At 68.8% G+C, this 16,766-nt stretch carries 15 protein-coding genes; 6 read left to right on the forward strand and 9 right to left on the reverse strand.

All coding sequences use genetic code 11. The features are described 5' to 3' along the window. Positions 1-19: 19 nt before the first annotated feature. Positions 20-1,537 carry a CoA-acylating methylmalonate-semialdehyde dehydrogenase gene (locus tag HWX22_RS01610; RefSeq protein ID WP_175907038.1) on the forward strand — a complete coding sequence of 506 codons (1,518 nt, stop codon included), beginning with the start codon at positions 20-22 and terminating at the stop codon, positions 1,535-1,537. Positions 1,538-1,669: 132 nt separating this feature from the next. Here the strand turns inward: HWX22_RS01610 and HWX22_RS01615 are convergent, their stop codons facing one another. From HWX22_RS01615 to HWX22_RS01625, 3 genes are all read right to left on the reverse strand, one after another. After that, on the reverse strand, positions 1,670-2,044 hold the full coding sequence (locus HWX22_RS01615) for a hypothetical protein (protein WP_059468071.1): 375 nt from the start codon (positions 2,042-2,044) through the stop codon (positions 1,670-1,672). 341 nt (positions 2,045-2,385) lie between these two features. Next, positions 2,386-3,318, reverse strand: a complete 933-nt coding sequence (locus HWX22_RS01620) for an AEC family transporter (protein ID WP_175914929.1) — start codon at positions 3,316-3,318, stop codon at positions 2,386-2,388. 164 nt (positions 3,319-3,482) lie between these two features. Continuing rightward, positions 3,483-4,367 (reverse strand): LysR family transcriptional regulator, encoded by an 885-nt coding sequence (locus HWX22_RS01625; protein ID WP_175907036.1) that lies wholly within the window; start codon positions 4,365-4,367, stop codon positions 3,483-3,485. 359 nt (positions 4,368-4,726) lie between these two features. On the opposite strand from HWX22_RS01625, the gene HWX22_RS01630 reads away from it, so the two are divergent. After that, positions 4,727-5,104: a nuclear transport factor 2 family protein gene (locus tag HWX22_RS01630; RefSeq protein WP_175907034.1), complete on the forward strand. Its 378-nt coding sequence runs from the start codon at positions 4,727-4,729 to the stop codon at positions 5,102-5,104. A 21-nt stretch (positions 5,105-5,125) separates the two neighbouring features. On the opposite strand, the gene HWX22_RS01635 is transcribed toward HWX22_RS01630, so the two are convergent. Beyond that, positions 5,126-6,064: a helix-turn-helix domain-containing protein gene (locus HWX22_RS01635; protein ID WP_175907032.1), complete on the reverse strand. Its 939-nt coding sequence runs from the start codon at positions 6,062-6,064 to the stop codon at positions 5,126-5,128. Between the two features lie 87 nt (positions 6,065-6,151). Between HWX22_RS01635 and HWX22_RS01640 the strand changes: the two genes are divergently transcribed. Beyond that, positions 6,152-7,591, forward strand: coding sequence for a cytochrome P450 (locus HWX22_RS01640; RefSeq protein ID WP_175907030.1), 1,440 nt, complete (start codon positions 6,152-6,154; stop codon positions 7,589-7,591). A gap of 16 nt (positions 7,592-7,607) precedes the next feature. Here HWX22_RS01640 and HWX22_RS01645 read toward each other — a convergent pair whose 3' ends face one another. Further along, positions 7,608-8,408, reverse strand: a complete 801-nt coding sequence (locus HWX22_RS01645; protein ID WP_175907028.1) for a helix-turn-helix transcriptional regulator — start codon at positions 8,406-8,408, stop codon at positions 7,608-7,610. Positions 8,409-8,540: 132 nt separating this feature from the next. Here HWX22_RS01645 and HWX22_RS01650 point away from each other — a divergent pair, with 132 nt between their 5' ends. Then, positions 8,541-9,947: an APC family permease gene (locus HWX22_RS01650; protein ID WP_175914930.1), complete on the forward strand. Its 1,407-nt coding sequence runs from the start codon at positions 8,541-8,543 to the stop codon at positions 9,945-9,947. A gap of 43 nt (positions 9,948-9,990) precedes the next feature. Next, positions 9,991-11,100, forward strand: coding sequence for a P1 family peptidase (locus HWX22_RS01655; RefSeq protein WP_175914931.1), 1,110 nt, complete (start codon positions 9,991-9,993; stop codon positions 11,098-11,100). Between the two features lie 138 nt (positions 11,101-11,238). Here the strand turns inward: HWX22_RS01655 and HWX22_RS01660 are convergent, their stop codons facing one another. Next, complete coding sequence (locus HWX22_RS01660; protein WP_059525339.1) at positions 11,239-11,451, reverse strand: hypothetical protein; 213 nt, start codon at positions 11,449-11,451, stop codon at positions 11,239-11,241. 157 nt (positions 11,452-11,608) lie between these two features. Further along, on the reverse strand, positions 11,609-13,792 hold the full coding sequence (locus HWX22_RS01665; protein WP_175914932.1) for an FUSC family protein: 2,184 nt from the start codon (positions 13,790-13,792) through the stop codon (positions 11,609-11,611). Positions 13,793-13,984: 192 nt separating this feature from the next. Here HWX22_RS01665 and HWX22_RS01670 point away from each other — a divergent pair, with 192 nt between their 5' ends. Continuing rightward, positions 13,985-14,932: a LysR family transcriptional regulator gene (locus HWX22_RS01670; protein WP_059525343.1), complete on the forward strand. Its 948-nt coding sequence runs from the start codon at positions 13,985-13,987 to the stop codon at positions 14,930-14,932. Between the two features lie 153 nt (positions 14,933-15,085). Here HWX22_RS01670 and HWX22_RS01675 read toward each other — a convergent pair whose 3' ends face one another. Further along, on the reverse strand, positions 15,086-15,388 hold the full coding sequence (locus HWX22_RS01675; protein WP_059525344.1) for a DUF4148 domain-containing protein: 303 nt from the start codon (positions 15,386-15,388) through the stop codon (positions 15,086-15,088). A gap of 223 nt (positions 15,389-15,611) precedes the next feature. Further along, on the reverse strand, positions 15,612-16,754 hold the full coding sequence (locus HWX22_RS01680) for a porin (RefSeq protein WP_175907019.1): 1,143 nt from the start codon (positions 16,752-16,754) through the stop codon (positions 15,612-15,614). Between the last annotated feature and the right edge of the window lie 12 nt (positions 16,755-16,766).

Raw genomic sequence — 16,766 nt, forward strand, 5'->3', positions numbered from 1 at the left:
ACGAGACAGAGCCAGAAACATGAAACACGACAGCAATGTGACCTCCACCGTCGGCCATCTGATCGACGGCAAGCGCGTCGACGGCGGCAGCCGCGTCCAGCCGGTGTTCGACCCGGCCACCGGCGAATCGCACAAGAGCGTCGCGCTCGCCGACAAGCTGACCGTCGAAGCCGCGATCGCGTCCGCGCAGGCCGCGTTCCCGGCGTGGCGCAACACGCCGCCGCTGAAGCGCGCACGCGTGATGAGCCGCTTCAAGACGCTGCTCGAGGAGCATGCGGACGAGCTGTGCGCGCTGATCACCGCCGAGCACGGCAAGGTGCTCGCCGACGCGATGGGCGAATTGCAGCGCGGCATCGAGAACGTCGAATACGCGACCTACGTGCCCGAGTTGTTGAAGGGCGAGCACAGCAAGAACGTCGGCCCCGCGATCGATTCGTGGAGCGAATTCCAGGCGCTCGGCGTCGCGGCCGGCATCACGCCGTTCAACTTTCCGGTGATGGTGCCGCTGTGGATGTGGCCGATGGCCGTCGCGTGCGGCAACACGTTCGTGCTGAAGCCGTCGGAGCGCACGCCGTCGTCGACGCTGCGCATGGCCGAGCTGGCGCTCGAGGCCGGCCTGCCGCCGGGCGTGCTGAACGTCGTGAACGGCGACAAGGAAGCGGTCGACACGATCCTGACCGACCCGCGCGTGAAGGCGGTGAGCTTCGTCGGCTCGACGCCGATCGCCGAATACATCTACGCGACCGGCTGCGCGCACGGCAAGCGCGTGCAGGCGCTCGGCGGCGCGAAGAACTTCGCGGTCGTGATGCCCGACGCCGACATCGGCAACGCGGTGAACGCGCTGATGGGCGCCGCGTACGGCTCGTGCGGCGAGCGCTGCATGGCGATTCCGCTGGTCGTCGCGATCGGCGACGAAACGGGCGACAAGGTGATCGACGGCCTGAAGGCCGAGATCGCGAAGATGAAGGTCGGCCCGGGCGACGGTGCGGGCGTCGACATGGGGCCGCTCGTCACGAAGCAGCATTTCGAGAAGGTGACGGGCTTCGTCGACGCGGGCGTGGAAGCGGGCGCGACGCTCGTCGTCGATGGCCGCGGCGTGAAGGTCGACGGCCACGACGGCGGCTACTACCTCGGCCCGTGCCTGTTCGACAACGTGAAGCCCGGCATGCCGGTCTATCAGCACGAGATCTTCGGGCCGGTGCTCGGCGTGATCCGCCTGAAGTCGCTCGACGAGGCGATGGCGCTGATCGACGCGCACGAATACGGCAACGGCACGTGCCTGTTCACGCGCGACGGCGAAGCGGCGCGCTACTTCAGCGACAACATCCAGATCGGCATGGTCGGCATCAACGTGCCGCTGCCGGTGCCCGTCGCGTATCACTCGTTCGGCGGCTGGAAGCGCTCGCTGTTCGGCGATCTGCACGCGTACGGCCCGGATGCGGTACGCTTCTACACGAAGCGCAAGACGATCACGCAGCGCTGGCCGTCGGCCGGCGTGCGCGAAGGGACGGTGTTCAGCTTCCCGTCGAACCGCTGACGCGTGATCCGGCCGCGACGTGACGCCATGCGGCCGGCGTAAAGACGCACAGGCCCGCCCCGGTCGACGACCGGGGCGGGCCTTTTCACACGTGCGGCGGCCGTGCCGACACCGAAGACGGGGAAGGCACGTTTACGGCGCGACCACGTGCCACATGTTCTTGAAGTTGTCGCCGTTGCGGTCGCCCTGTTTCATGTCCTTCGCGAAGAAATACAGCGGCTTGCCCTTGTAGGCCCATTGCGGGCTGCCGTCGTCGCGCTTGACGATCGTGTAGGGGCCGACCGGGACGTCGGTCGCGCTGGCCTTGTAAGGCGGCCAGATCGATTCGCATTGGCCCGTGCAGGCGCTGGTGCCGGCGTTGGGCTTGTCCTTGTCGAATGCGTAAACGGTCATGCCGTTCGCCGCGACGAGCGCGCCGTTTTCGACCTTGGTGATCGAGCCTTGAGCCGAGGCCGAAACGGACGCCATGGCGAGCACGGCGGAGCTGACGAGCAGCACGGCTTTCATGATTACCTCCTTGTGGTCCGGTGGGCGGCGCAGCCGCACGCATGGCCGGGCGTGCGCGCGACTGCGGGGAATGGTGCCGGAACGCGGCGCCGTGGCCGCCGGTGCGAGCGACGTGAAGTCGAATGGCGGAGGCACGGACCCGCTTCATTCACCATAGGCGGTTTTTGGCGGGGCTGCGAGAAGAACGGGGGGCGCATCGGCGATGCGTGTATCTCGCGCAACGACGCGGCGGTTGCGCGCGTGCGGCGGGATTCGGCATCCGTCCCCGAACCTTTGCGGGTCGAACGGGCCCCGGCGGCGCGCTTTCACGACGGATAGCGACGCGCCGCAATGCCGGGCCGTCAGCGAAACACCGGCGCCGACGCGAGCGCCGTCAGCACGGCCGGCATCGCGAGCGTGGCGGCGATCGTCTGGAACGCGGTGATGCCGGCCATCAGCGGCGCGTCGCCGCCGAGCTGGCGGGCCATGATGTACGACGAGGACGATGTCGGCAGCGCCTGGAACAGCAGCGCGATGGTCAGCGCGGCATCGCCGAGCCCGAACAGGCGGCCGGCCGCGAGCGTGGCGAGCGGCATCGCCATGAACTTGAACGCCGACGCGATGCACATCGGCTGCATCCATTCGCGCGCCGCGTCGAACTTCAGCGCCGCGCCCACGCACAGCAGGCCGAGCGGCATCGAGGCGGCGCCGAGCGCGCGCACGGCCGGTTCGACGGCGGCCGGAAACGCGATGCCGGCGACCTGCATCGCGATCCCCAGCGCGCACCCGACGACCAGCGGATTCGACAGGATCTGGCGCACGAGCGCCCACGCGCCGAGCCGCGTGTCGCCGTAGCGCGCGAACACCAGCACGCACATCAGGTTCACGGTCGGCACGATCGCCGCGACGCACACGGCCGCGAGCGCGATTCCGTGCGCGCCGAAGAGTCCGGCGGCGAGTGCCGTGCCGACATAGTTGTTGAAGCGCACCGCGCCCTGGAACACCGACGTGAACCCGGCGCCGTCCACAGAAACGAAGCGGCGGACCAGCAGCAGAAGCGCCGCGACGAGCACGGTCGAACCGACCAGCGCCGCCGCGAGCGGCAAGACGGGCAGTGCCTGCAGCCGCGCATTCGCGAGGCTGTTCGCGAACAGCGCGGGCAGCAGCACGTAGTAGCAGAGCCGCTCGGCGTGCGGCCAGAACGCATCGCCGATGAAGCCCGTGCGCCGGAGGCCGTGGCCGAGCGCGACCAGCAGCGCGACCGGCGCCAGCGCGAGCAGGATCGGGCCGATCATCGACGCGCCTTCAGGCGACACGGGCCGGACGGCAGGCGCGAGAAGCGGCGGAACGAAGCGGGAATCCATCCGGCGGGCAACATGGCGACACGCAATCGAAAGAGTGACGATGCCCCCAAGTTAACACGCAGACGCAGCAGGAATAATGGTTAATTATCGGGCGTTCAATGAGAAATTCTCATTGATGACGCGGTGACTTCGGCGGCCAGCGCACGCGCGAAACGCTCGGCCGGCCGTGACTGATGTTCGAGCAGCACGACCTCGCGGCCCATCTGCGGCTGGCCGAACGGCAAGCGCGTGACGGGCGGCAGCCGCGCGAGCGTCGAGTCGGGAAGCGCGACGATCGCCGCGCCAAGCCCGCGCGCGACCATCCGCGCGATCGTCTCCGCGCTGTCGAGCACCATCTCCTCGCGTACGCGCACGCCGATGCGGCGCAACTCGGCGGCGATCATCCGGCCGGCCCACGCCTGCGCGTCGAAGCGGATGAACGGCAACGCCTCGAGCAGCGTGCCCGCGTCGCGCTCCGCATGCTGCGGCGGCGCGAGCAGCCAGAAGCGGTCTTCGTACAGCGTGGTCCACGTCAGCTCCGCCGGATGCGGGCGCACGGGGCGCGTCGTGATCGCGGCGTCGAGTTCGCCGGCCGCGACGCGGTTCGCCAGTTCGGCCGACATGCCGGCCGATACGTGCACGCGCAACGACGGGTGCGCGGCGCGCAGCGCGAGCAGCGCGTCGGGCAGCGGGCCGGACAGCGCGGTCTGGATCGCGCCGATCCGCAGGCGGCCGACGAGCTTCTTCTCGTCGCTGAGCGCATCGGGAATCCGGTCGACCATCGCGAGCACCTGCTCGGCCTGCGCGACGAGGATGTTGCCGGCTTCGGTGAGTACCGGCTGGCGGCGCGAACGGTCGAACAGCCGGACGTTGTATTCGCTTTCGAGCGTCTTGATCTGCAGGCTCACGGCCGATTGCGTGAGTCCGATCGCTTCGCCGGCGCGCGCGAAGGTGCGGTATCGGGCGATCGCGACCAGCGTTCGGAATGCGCGTAGTGACATGGACTCGGTGAGGTGAGCGGCCGGGGCCGGCACGCGGATTGCTCGGTGATGCCGGAGGCGGCGCATGGGCGGCAAGCCGATCGCGGCGCCGACGACCGCCGAAGCCGGCGGCCGCGGCCGGCACGCTGGCGGACATCATGCCCGTGCGTGCGGAAACGGGCAACCGCGGCATCGGCGCGCGCAGGCGGTCGCGGCGATCGCCCGGTGCGGGTTTTCGTGAATGGCATCGGGCCGGGCGTGCGCGCATAGGTGCCTGCGGGGGCGGTCGTGGTCGGTCGTGCCGCCCGCAAGCGTTTGATCGATGCCTCGGGGCGACGCGGGCTGTCGCGTCGGCCCCGTCCTTCGCGGAGGTAACGACAATGACAGACGACCCCGGTGACGTTGCGCGCGCCAGCTATCGCGCGTACGTCGACAAGGACCGCGACGCGATCGAAGCGCTGATCGCACCGGACTTCCATTTCACGAGCCCGCTCGACAACCGGCTCGACCGCGACGCGTATCTGGCGCGCTGCTGGCCGAACAGCGCGATGCTCGCCGGTTTCGAGTTCGTCGACGTCGCCGTGCATGGCGAATACGTGTTCGTGGTGTACGAGGCCGACACGACAGCCGGCAGGCGGTTCCGGAATGCGGAGCGGTTGCGTGTCCGCGATGGCCGGATCGTCGAGGCCGATGTGTATTTCGGCTGGTACGTGCCGCACCAGGCGCCCGAGGGCGGGTTCATCGAATCGGGCGGCTGACGCGTGACGGGGCGCGGCCCGTCACACCCAGAGCCGGTACATCCAGAACGATTCGTCCTCGGCGAAGCGTCGTACGAACTCGGTCGGCGAGAAGCCCGTGATGCGCCGCGTCGCGCGGCTCAGGTGTGCCTGGTCGGCGAATCCCTCGTCCAGCGCGAGCGCGGCCCAGTCGACCGGCTGCCCGGCGTCCTGACGGTCGCGCGCGGCGAAGAACACGCCTTCGGTGCGCACCAGCGTTTGCCAGTCGCGCAACGAGCGACCGCTGTACGACTTGATGCGCCGTTCGACCTGACGCGGGCTGTGGGTGTACCGCCATTCGCGCGCTTTCGACGCGAGACGCCCGACCCAACTGCGCCCCGCATCGCGCAGCGACGACAGCGGCGACACGCTGCCGCGCAGCGCATGCCAGCGCGGCGCGAGGTGGCGGTCGAGCGCGGCCAGCGCGTCGTCGTCGTGTTCGGCATCGGCGAGCGCATCGAGCAGCGGCCGCCAGCTGTCGTCGAGACATGCATGCGCGTCGACGAAGGTGTCGTGGATCGCCGGCAACGCGACGCCGAACAGCGCGCGTGCCGCATCGGCATGCAGGCAGACGATGCCGCCTTGTCCGCTCGTCGGCGCCCAGCTCGCGACCGGCATCGACTGGCTGCCCGACAGCGTCGCCGATGCGCCGAACGGCCGCCATACGGGCCCGTCGCCGGTGCGCCGGACGAGCCCGACGTCGAGGCCGCGATACCACGACAGGCAGACGATCGGCGACGCGGGGAAATGCGTGAGCCGCTGCGCGTCGCTCAACGTGAAGCCGCGCGTGTCGCGCGTGATGATCGCGACGACCGCGCCTTGCAGCGCAGCCGGCGGCTGATACAGCCGCGTGGGCGGCGACCGGCCGTCGCACAGCACGCGCGGCGCACGCGCGAGCGGATCGGGACACGGCGGCAATGTCGGAGACGGACCGAAGGGCATGACGCCGGAGTATAGGGACCGGCGCCGCACGTGTCGATGTCGTTTGCGTTCAAGACCCGCAGCGCGTCGATCCGGACAATCCGGCGCATGAACACACGATCCTCTTCCCGATGCCCGTTTGATGCGGACGCCGCCGATGCGGCGCCCGCGCTTCACCCGCCCGGCGTATGGCCGCCGGGGCCGCGTGCCGGCCTGACGGGGTGGCGGCTCCTGCGCGCGATGTCGCGCGACCTGACCGGTGCGCTCGCGGGCTGGCAGCGCGCGCATGGCGACGTCGTGCACCTGCGCATGTGGCCCGAACATGCGGTGGTCGTGACCGATCCGGCGCTCGTGCGCGCGTTGCTGGTCACGCATCACGATGCGTTCGTGCGCTGGGAGCGCGGCATCCGCGTGTTTTCGCAGGTTCACGGGCACAGCGTGCTGATTGCAGAGGGCGACGCATGGCGCGACAAGCGGCACGCGCTGCAGCCGAATTTCATGCCGAAACCGGTGCAGGCCTTCGTGCCGTCGATCGCCGCGACGGCCGGTCATGCGCTCGCGCAGTGGCCCGCGCACGACGCGCACTGGCCGATCGAAAGTGCACTGACGTCGCTTGCGATGGACGTGATCATGCGCACGATGTTCTCGGATGCGATCGGCGCGGACGCGCGCGTGGCCGAGGCAGCCGTGCGCACGGTCAGCGCGGCCGCGAACGCCGAGTTCTACCAGCCGGCCAGCGTGCCGGACTGGATGCCGTGGAAGCGCGGCAAGGCGAGGGCGCTGGCGGTGCTGAACGGATTGATCGACCGCCAACTTCATGCGCGTCTGGACATGCCGGAGCACGGCTGGCCGGACGATCTGCTGTCGCGCCTGTTGCGGCTGCACCGCGCCGACGTGCGCGCCTGGCCGCTGCAAGCCGTGCACGACGAGTGCATGACGGCGTTCCTGGCCGGTCACGAGACGGCCGCGGCCACGCTGACCTGGTGGGCGTGGAACATGGCCGCGAATCCGGCCACGCAGGCCGCCGCGCGCGACGAAGTCGTGCGCGTGCTGGGCGGCCGCGCGCCGACCGCCGACACGCGCGCCGCATTGCGCTATCTGACGCAGACGCTCGAGGAAACGATGCGCCTGTATCCGGCGGCACCGATCCTGATCAGCCGTCGCGCATCGCGGCCGGTCGCGCTGGGCGCATGGCAGTTTCCGGCGCGAACGCTGTTCATGCTGCCGATTCAGCTGATGCATCACGACGCGCGGTGGTTTCCGGAACCGCAGGCATTCCGGCCCGAGCGCTTCGCCGACGACGCGCCGGCGATTCCGCGCGGCGCGTACCTGCCGTTCGGCACGGGGCCGCGCGTATGCCTCGGGCAGCATCTGGCGATGACGGAAATGACGGTGGTGGCGGCCATGATCCTGCAGCGTCATGAATTGTCCGTGCCGCCCGGCATGGCGGCGCCGCGCGCGACGCTGAACGTGACGCTGCGGCCCGAGCGCGCGCTGCACCTGGCAATCGCGCCGACACGACGGGCGGCGGCGGTCGGACCGTCGTGACGCGGCGGCATCGCGCTCAGCCCGCCGCATCCTCCCCCAACGCCTGAATGAACCGCGAAAACAGCTCCGGCTGCGACGAGATCCCGAGCTTCGCGTAAAGATGGCGCCGATGCACCTTCACCGTCTCCGGCGAAATCGCCAGCCGCTCCGCGATCGCCTTCGACGAATTGCCGCGCAGCACCATTCTTGCGATCGACATCTCGCGATCGGTCAGCACGCCCGCGCCGAAGCGCGCGAGCGCCTGCTCGACGCGCGCGCCGAGATCGTCGTCGGGCGTCGTGCGCGCGGCATCGCCCACCAGCCGCCAGTGCTGCCGGATCGTCGCGAGCACCCACGGCATCGCGGCCGTCAGCTTGCCGAGCGGCTCGACGTCGAAGCGCGCCGACGCGCCGAGCGACAACGACAGCAGCAAGTCGGGGTTCGGCCGCAGCAGTATCTGGATTTCGTCGTCGCCGACCGCATCGCGGAAGTAGCTCAGGAAATACTCGCTCTGCCGGAACAGGTCGGGGGCGACTTCCTCGAGCCGGTAGCAGCCGTCGGCAAGCCCGTCGTGCGCGGCCTGCAGGAACGGGTCGAGCAGATATAACCCATTGAGGTAAAGCGGCACCGGCGACGCGCTGTCGGAGCCGCCCGTGTCGTATTCGTCGAGCACGAGCGGCACGCCGTCGCGGCCGATCGCGGTCGCGAGCGCGTTGTCGAACGGCACCATTTCGTTGAGCAGCAGCACCAGGAAGCGCCAGAAGCGCGGCTGGCCCAGATGATCGATCGCGCGGCCAAGCGCCTGGTGCATCGCGATTTCGGAGAAGAGTCGATCCATACCACCACCGAAGGGTGTAACACGAAGGGGGAATAGCGGTCCTGAATTTGGCTTCCTAGACTGCCACGCAATCAATCGGGCCCGAGTATGGGTGTTCAAAAAAGTGCAGGGTAGGAGCAACAGGAGAACGAAATGGCGATGATGTCGGAATCGACGGGCACGCTGCAAGCGACGCCTGCCACGGAAGACGTGCCACGCGCGCTGTCGCAGACGCTCAGCGTGCGCGACGCGGTGATGATCACCGTGTCGGGCGTGACGCCCGCAAGCTCGATCTTCGTGATCGCGCCGTTCGCGATCCAGCAGGCCGGCAGCGGCGCGGTACTGTCGTTCCTGCTCGGCGGCGTGCTCGCGCTCGCGTTCGCGCTCTGCTACGCGGAGCTCAGTGCCGCGCATCGCAGCGCAGGCGGCGAATACGTGATGGCCAAGCGCGTGTTCGGCACGCTGCCCGGCTACCTGACGTTCATCACGGTGCTGTCCGTCAGCGTGTTCATCCCGGCCGTGCTCGCGAGCGGCGCCGCGCCGTACCTGAACAACGCGCTCGGCACGCACTTCGGCAACCAGTCGGTCGCACTCACGATCGTCCTGCTCAGTTACGTGCTCGGGATGCTGAACATCAAGACGAATGCGTGGATCACGGGCGCGTTCCTCGTCGTCGAGATCGGCGTGCTGATGCTGATCGCGGGGCTCGGCTTCGGCTCCCCGCATCGCGGCGCCGACGCGCTGATCGCGCCGGTCGTCGCGAGCGGCAATGCGCTGGTGCCGGCCACGCTCGCGGCGATCGTGCCCGCGATCGGCACGGCGATCTTCTGCTACAACGGCTTCGGCTCCGCCGCCTATCTCGCGGAAGACCTGCGCGGCGGCAACCGCAACGTCGCGAAGGCGGTGATCTATTCGCTGCTGGTGATCCTCGTCGTCGAGCTGATTCCGCTCACCGCGATCGTGCTCGGCGCACCGTCGCTGACGGAGCTGACGAAGAGCGCCGACCCGATCGGCTATGTCGTGCGTTCGCTGAGCAACCCGGCGGTGTCGCGGGTGGTCAGCGGCGGGATCTTCCTGTCGGTGTTCAACGCGATCATCGCGATCGTGATCACGATGGGGCGCCTGCTGTACAGCAGCGGCCGGCATGCGCTCTGGTCGCGCACCTGCAACCGCGCGTTCTCGACGATCCATCCACGCTTCGAGTCGCCGTGGCTCGCGACGCTCGCGCTGGCGGTGCCGTCGTCGGGGCTGGTGTTCGTGTCGAGCCTCGACGAGCTGACCGCGTTCACGGTCGACCTGCTGCTGCTGATCTACCTCGTCGTCGGGCTGGCCGCGCTGGCGAGCCGGCTCGTGCGGCGCGACGTCGAGCATCATTACCGGATGCCGCTGTGGCCCGTGACGCCGCTCGTCGCGGTCGCGGGCGCCGCGTACACGCTCTACACGACACTGGCGACGGCGACCAAGCCGACCGACCTGATCATCATCGGCGGGCTGCTGGTGGCCGCGCTCGTCATGTATGCGGTCTGGGCGCGCCACAGCGATGCGTTCCGCTCGCTCTGACCATATCGAACACCGAACCATCGAAAGACGGAGGAATTGCATCATGCGCACGAGGGATCTCGGCATCCGCATCGGACTCGGCACGCCGGGCCGCTTCAACGCGATCACGGACGTACCGGGCGTGCGGGTCGGACATTGCACGCTGAACGTGGAGAACGGCGATGCGTCGATCCGCACCGGCGTCACGGTCATCGAGCCGCGCGCGGGCGCCGCGCACGATTCGCCGTGCTTCGCGGGCGTCCATGTGCTGAACGGCAACGGCGACGCGACCGGGCTCGAATGGATCCGCGAAGCCGGCCTGCTGACGACCCCGATCGCGTATACGAACACGCACAGCGTCGGCGCGGTGCGCGATGCGCTGGTCGCGAACGAGCGCGAAGCGGCGGCCGGCCGCGTGTACTGGTGCATGCCGGTCGTGATGGAAACCTACGACGGCCTGCTCAACGACATCTGGGGGCAACACGTGAGCGCCGCGCACGTGCTGCGCGCGCTGGCCGCCGTGCGGTCGGGGCCGGTCGCCGAAGGCGGCGTGGGCGGCGGCACCGGGATGATCTGCCACGAGTTCAAGGGCGGCATCGGCACCGCGTCGCGCGTGGTCGCGGCCGACGCGGGCGGCTGGACCGTCGGCGCGCTCGTGCAGGCAAACTACGGCGTGCGCGAGATGCTGCGCGTGGCCGGTTATCCGGTCGGCGAGGTGTTGCGGCACGTGCATTCGCCTTTTCGCGCGCCCGATGCACAAGGCGAGGCCGGGATGGGTTCGATCGTCGTCACGATCGCGACCGACGCGCCGCTGCTGCCGCATCAGTGCACGCGCCTCGCGCAGCGGGCGAGCGTCGGGCTGGCCCGCGTCGGCGGCGGCACCGAGGATTCGAGCGGCGACATCTTCCTGGCGTTCGCGACGGGCAACGACGGGCTGCCGGCCGCGAACTACGGCAGCAAGGGCGTGCCGACGACGGCCGTGAAGATGGTGAACAACGACCACATCTCCGCGCTGTTCGTCGCGGCGGCGGAAGCGGTGGAGGAAGCGATCGTGAATGCGCTGGTGGCGGGAAGCGACGTCGAATCGCGCGGCGCGCGGGTCGAAGGGCTGGGGCAGGCGCGTTTGCTGGATGCGTTGCGCGAGGTGGGGTGGCGGCCGGGGCGCGGCGCCTGAAACGGCATGCGCCGCTTCAATCGAAGCGGCGTGGCGGACAGTGTCGTTGCGGCGATCGGCCGGCGCGTCGTGCGCGCGCGCATGTAATGCGTGCGATGCGTGCGCGGCGGGCCTGACCGTGGCGACGCGGCGTCATGCTCAGCTGCCGAAGTAGACGTTGCAGAAGCTGACGGGGCCGACGCATGCGTTCGGGTCTTCCTGCTTCGATTGCGCCCGATCGACGCGGCCCGCGGCCTGGACGGCTTCGGCGCGGTTCGCCGGTTGCTGCGCGGCGTCGACCGGCGCGGGCTGGGCATGCGCGACGGCGGCGGTGAGCGACAGGGCAACGAGGGCGAGGTGCAGCGGCTTCATTTGGGTTTCTCCTGGGTCAGTGCCAGTCTCGCTGGCAGTGAGGAAACTATAGGCTCGCACTGCTTAGAGATTAATCACCGCGGGTGCAGAGCTTATTTCCAATCGGAACAAGGATGACGTTGCGCGCGCATCGATCGCCGCCGACCGCCGTCGACGGTCAGTGACGATGGCGATTGAACGGTGCGTCCTTGTCCAGCAGCGCGCTGCGGATGAAGTGCAGGCAGCCGACGATGCGCTGCATGCGGCGGCGTTCGTCGGGCACCGCGTACCACGCGTGCAGCGTGTGCTGCGCGGCGCGGATCGCCAGATTCACCGATTTCAGCGTGCGCGCATGGTGGCCCGTCGTCGGATCGTCGAAGAAGCGCGGCAGCTCGCGCAGCACCGCATCGATCGATGCGGTCCAGTGCTGCGTCTGCGGCGGTTTCGATTCGCAGAACCCGTGCAGCTCGTCGCGCAGGTCGATCACCGCATGGCCGACCTCGAGCGTCGACAGCATCCAGCTCAGCGCGTCGCGATGCTGCCGCGTGCGCTTGACGAGCAGCGTGCGCAACTGCGCCATCAGGTCATGCGTGCTTGACTGGAAGCGTGCGGCGAGGCCGTCGCGCGTGCCTTCGCATGCGAGCGTGACCTGGCGGCGCAGGTCGTGCGCGATGCGCGACGTGAGCCACGGCATGTGGGTCGGAAACACCACGGCGAACACGATCGAGCACGCGAGCATCGCGACGACGATGGCGAAACCGTTGTTGATCAGCACCTCGGGCGTATACGCGATCGCGTTATCGGGGCCGGCGAGCAGGCAGAAGAACACCGCGAAGCCAATCCCGTAGCCGGACAGGCCCGGACGCATCGCGAGAAACGCGCCGAGGCCGAGCACCGGCGCGAGCGCCGCGCACAGCAGCGGAAAGCCGTCGATGTTCGGATAGACGTAGCACAGGAACACATAGCCGACGGCCGTCGCGAACGCCGCGCCGACGCCCATCTGCGCGACGAACTTCGGCGCACGCGGCGACGTCGAGCTCAGCGCGCACGCGATCGCGGTGGCGATGACGGCGAGCGAGCCGCTCGGCCATTCGGACGCGATCCAGAACGCGCTCATCGCGCCGACGGCGACGAGCGTGCGCAGGAACGTGAAGCCGACGAAGAACACATTGGTTTTCACCGCGTAGTGCGTGACCGAGCGTTCGAACGCATGATCGTCGCGGTCGAGCGACGCGTTGGTGTCGGCATAGCCGAGATACTCGCCGATGAAGCGATACATCAGCTCGATCGCGGTGTCGAAGTCGAGCAGGCCGCCGGCCGCGTGATCCTCGATCTCGCGGCGCGACGCGCGCGCAGCCTTCGGCAGCGTGCCGTGAAAGCGGCGCAGTTCAAGCAGCGCGCCGGTGGTCGACGCGATCCCGCGCTGCCGCTCGTCGCGCAACGCGGTCACCCGCTGCGCGAGTGCATCGATGTGCGGCGCGAGCGCGTCAAGCACCGCGTCGGACCGGTTCGCGCGCAAGCGTTTGACGAGCTGGTGCAGCGCATGCAGGCGCGTGCAGGCATTCATGAACTCGCTGTTCAGGCGCGCAAGCCGGCGGCTGCGCGCGCGTATGTGCGGATCTTCGAACGACGCGAACGCGCGGTTGGCCTCGAAGCCGACGATCTCGTCGACGAAATCGGCGAAGCGCCGCTCGAAATCGCCGCGTGCAAGATCGCCCGACAGCGCGCCGGCCGCGAATGCCGCGAACTTCACATGACGGGCGGTCAGCGAGCGCATCAGCGCCTTCGCGGAGCTGAGGGGAAGAATCAACGCGCTGACCGCGCCGGAGCACGCGATGCCGAGCGCGACTTCCGCGGCGCGCGTGAGCGCGGACTGAAACAGCGTCTGCGGCGTCATCACCGCGGGCAGGCCGATCAGCGCGGCCGTGTAGCCGGCGAGCACGAATCCGTACCAGCGGAAATGGCGGTTGCGGACCGCGAGCGCGATGCAGCCGCCGATCCACAGCGTGATGCCGGCCATGTACAGCTCCGGCTGCTGCGCGAACGGCCCGCCGAGCGCGAGCGCGCCGACGAGGCCGGCCGCGGTGCCGAGCACGCGGTAGAAACTCTTCGCGAACACCATCCCCGACAGCGGCTGCATCAGCACGAACACGGTCGTCATCGCCGTGCGCGGCTGCGACATCTCGAGCCGCATCGCGATCCCCATCGCGAGCAGCGCGGCGAGCACGGTCTTGGCGAGATGCAGCCAGATCAGGCCGTCGCTCGCGGCCCAGTCGCGCGCGGCGCCGCCGAGCGGATCGAGCCAGGTTCTCCATCGTGCCGGTTCGATGGAAGGTCGCTCGATCGCAGGTTGTGGCTTCATGAAGAAAGAGGGGGGCGCGTGCGGTGTCGCGGCGCGTCCGGACGGGTCCATTCGACTGATGAGGCGCCGATTGTAGGAGTGCGGCGCGCGGGCATTAACGCAGCTGCAGGGAAACGATAGTTGCAGGGCGCGTAACAATCTGTCGCATCCGCTGGAGGAAAATAGCGGCTCCGCTACAGGTGGCTCACAGGAATGGATACCCTACAAAACATGCGGGTGTTTACGCGCGTCGTCGAGACGGGCAGTTTCACCGCGGCCGCGCAATCGCTGAACTCGACGACGGGCGCGATGTCGCGCGCGGTGTCGGAACTCGAGGCGCGCCTGCGCACCCGTCTGATGAATCGCTCGACGCGCCGCCTCGCGCTGACGTCGGCCGGCGAAAGTTATCTGCGGCGCTGCCGCCAGATCCTCGCCGACGTCGATCGCGCCGAGGAAGAGGCGAGCTGCGCGCACGAGCGGCCGGCCGGCGTGCTGCGCATGCACAGCTTCGCGAGCGTCGGTCATCACTACGTGATGCCCGCGCTCACGCGCTATCACACGCAATATCCGGACGTATCGATCGAGCTGTCGCTGTCGCAGCGCATGCCCGACCTGTTCGACGGCACGAGCGACATGGCGGTCGTGACCGCGTCGTCGCTGCCCGATTCGGAACTCGTGTCGCATCTGCTCGGCTCGACCTTCAGCATCCTGTGCGCGTCGCCGGAGTATGTGAAGCGTCATGGCACGCCGGCGCGGCCGCAGGATCTCGGCGCGCATGCGTGCCTGACGCTCTGCACGCCGGCGTTTCCGACCCACGAATGGGTGCTCGAAGGCGCTGAGGGCGTCGAACAGATCCATGTCGCGGGGCCGGTGCAGACCAACACGGCGGAATCGCTCGCGCTCGCGATTCGCGACGGCATCGGGATCGGCATGCTGCCGCTGTACGCGGCGATCGACGCGTTGCAGGAGGGCACGCTCGTGCGTGTGCTGCCCGGTCACATCCTGCAGAAGATGAACGTGTATGCGCTGTATCCGTCGCGCCGCTTCGTCGACGCGAAGGTGCGCACCTGGGTCGAGATGCTGCGTGCGCAGGTGCCGGGAATGATCGCGCACGACGTCGAGATGCTGAACGCGATCGAGCGGGAACCGCAGGCCGCCTGAGGGCGAATACGCCGAATACGCGACTACGTAAAAAGATGGCCGCGTGCCCGACGGCACGCGGTCCGGGCGCATCCGTCGTCACGGACCGGTTCGCGCGAACTACGCCGCGCCCGCAGGACACGTGTCATGCGGGCGCGGCGTGGCGTCATGCATTCACAGCGCGGGCTTGACGGCCACGCCCGATTCGGTTGCGCCCGCACCGGCCGGGCCATATGCGGCATGCGCGGCCTTGTGCTCGGCGAGCCGTTTTGCCGCCAGGCGTTCCTGCGCGGCCATGATGTCGTCCGGATAGTTGCCGGCATCGCCGAGCGACGGGTTGTAGCCGACCGATTCGAGGTCGTAGAGCTCCTGCAGCACCTGCGCGCGCGTGACGGGCGACTTGGCGGACTGAGCGAACGACAGGGCCGGTGCGGCAAGCAGGACGGCAGCGGCGGCGGTAACGACGAGCGATTTCACGATGTTCTCCTGTAGGCGAGGTGTGAGGCCGGTCCGGCGATCGATGTGTGATCCGAACCATCGATGCCAGTCTATGCAGCGCACGCGGGCGCAAAAACCCCGATTCCAGGCAAGCAGATTTCCAGATGGAACAACATTGACGCACGTCGCCCGCGTTGCACGAACCCGTCCGTCAAGACAGGTTCGCGGCAGGCGGGCGACGTGCGGTCCTGCGGCGCCGAACTCAGAAGCGCGTGCGCATGCCGATCGTGCCGACGATCTGGTTCGCGGTGCTCGATGCGCCGCCCGACGTGTTGATGAACGCCTGATAGCCGCGGCCGGACGCGTGCTGATACATCGCTTCCGCATACAGGTCGGTGCGGCGCGACAGCTTGTACACCGCCTGCAGGTCGACCTGGTGCCACTTCGGATCGGTGCCGTGCTTGCTGTCCGGGTTCGACACGCTGGCGTCCGTGTACACGTATGCGGCGCCGAGGCTGACGGCCGGCGTCACCGCGTAGCGCACGTTCACGTCGTAGTTGTTGAACGCGACCTGGCCGGTGGAACCGAACGAGCCCGAGTTGTCGTACTGCGAACGCGTGTAGACGAAGCCGACCGTCGCCGGACCGAACACGTAGCTGACGCCGCCGCCGTAGCTGCGCATGCGGTCCGCGCCCACCGACCAGCCGCCCTGGCTCACGCTCTTCGCTTCGGCCACGTCCGTCGCGCCCGGGCTCGCGCTCGTCGAGCCCTTCGTGCCGTTCATCTGCAGGTAAGCGCCGGCCAGCTTCAGCGGGCCGTTCGTGTAGCTCGCTGCGACGCTGTACGCACGGTTGCCAGCGAAGTTCGTCGAGTTCGAGAAGCCGTACAGCGCGCCGACCTTGAAGCCCGCGATCGTGTCGCTCGTGTACTTCACCGCGTTGTTGATGCGCACCGAGTGGTTCAGGTTGTCGTTGTCGAACGGGTGCGCGAAGCCGGTATCGCCGAAGTCGCCGGCCGTCGCGGACAGCGGCGCGACGAAGTCGACCATCGTGTCGTACTGGCGGCCGAGCGTCAGCGTGCCGTAGCCGCTGCTGGTCAGGCCGACGTACGCGTGGCGGCCGAACAGCTTGCCGTCCTGGCCGAGCGCGCCGTTGTTGACGTTGAAGCCGTTCTCGAGGACGAACAGCGCCTTCACGCCGCCGCCGAGATCTTCCGTGCCGCGCAGGCCGAAGCGGCTGCCGTTGACGGTGCCGCTGGTCATGCGCCACAGCGATGCGCCGCCCGCGTTGTTCGTGTACGCGATGCCGGCATCGATCAGGCCATACAGCGTGACCGAGCTCTGTGCATGCGCGAGCGGGGCGAACAGCGCGGTGGCGGATGCGGCGGCAATCAGGGTTTTGTTCATGTAACTGCTCCT

This window comes from Burkholderia sp. BCC1638 (genome assembly GCF_902833195.1).
GTDB lineage: Bacteria > Pseudomonadota > Gammaproteobacteria > Burkholderiales > Burkholderiaceae > Burkholderia > Burkholderia diffusa.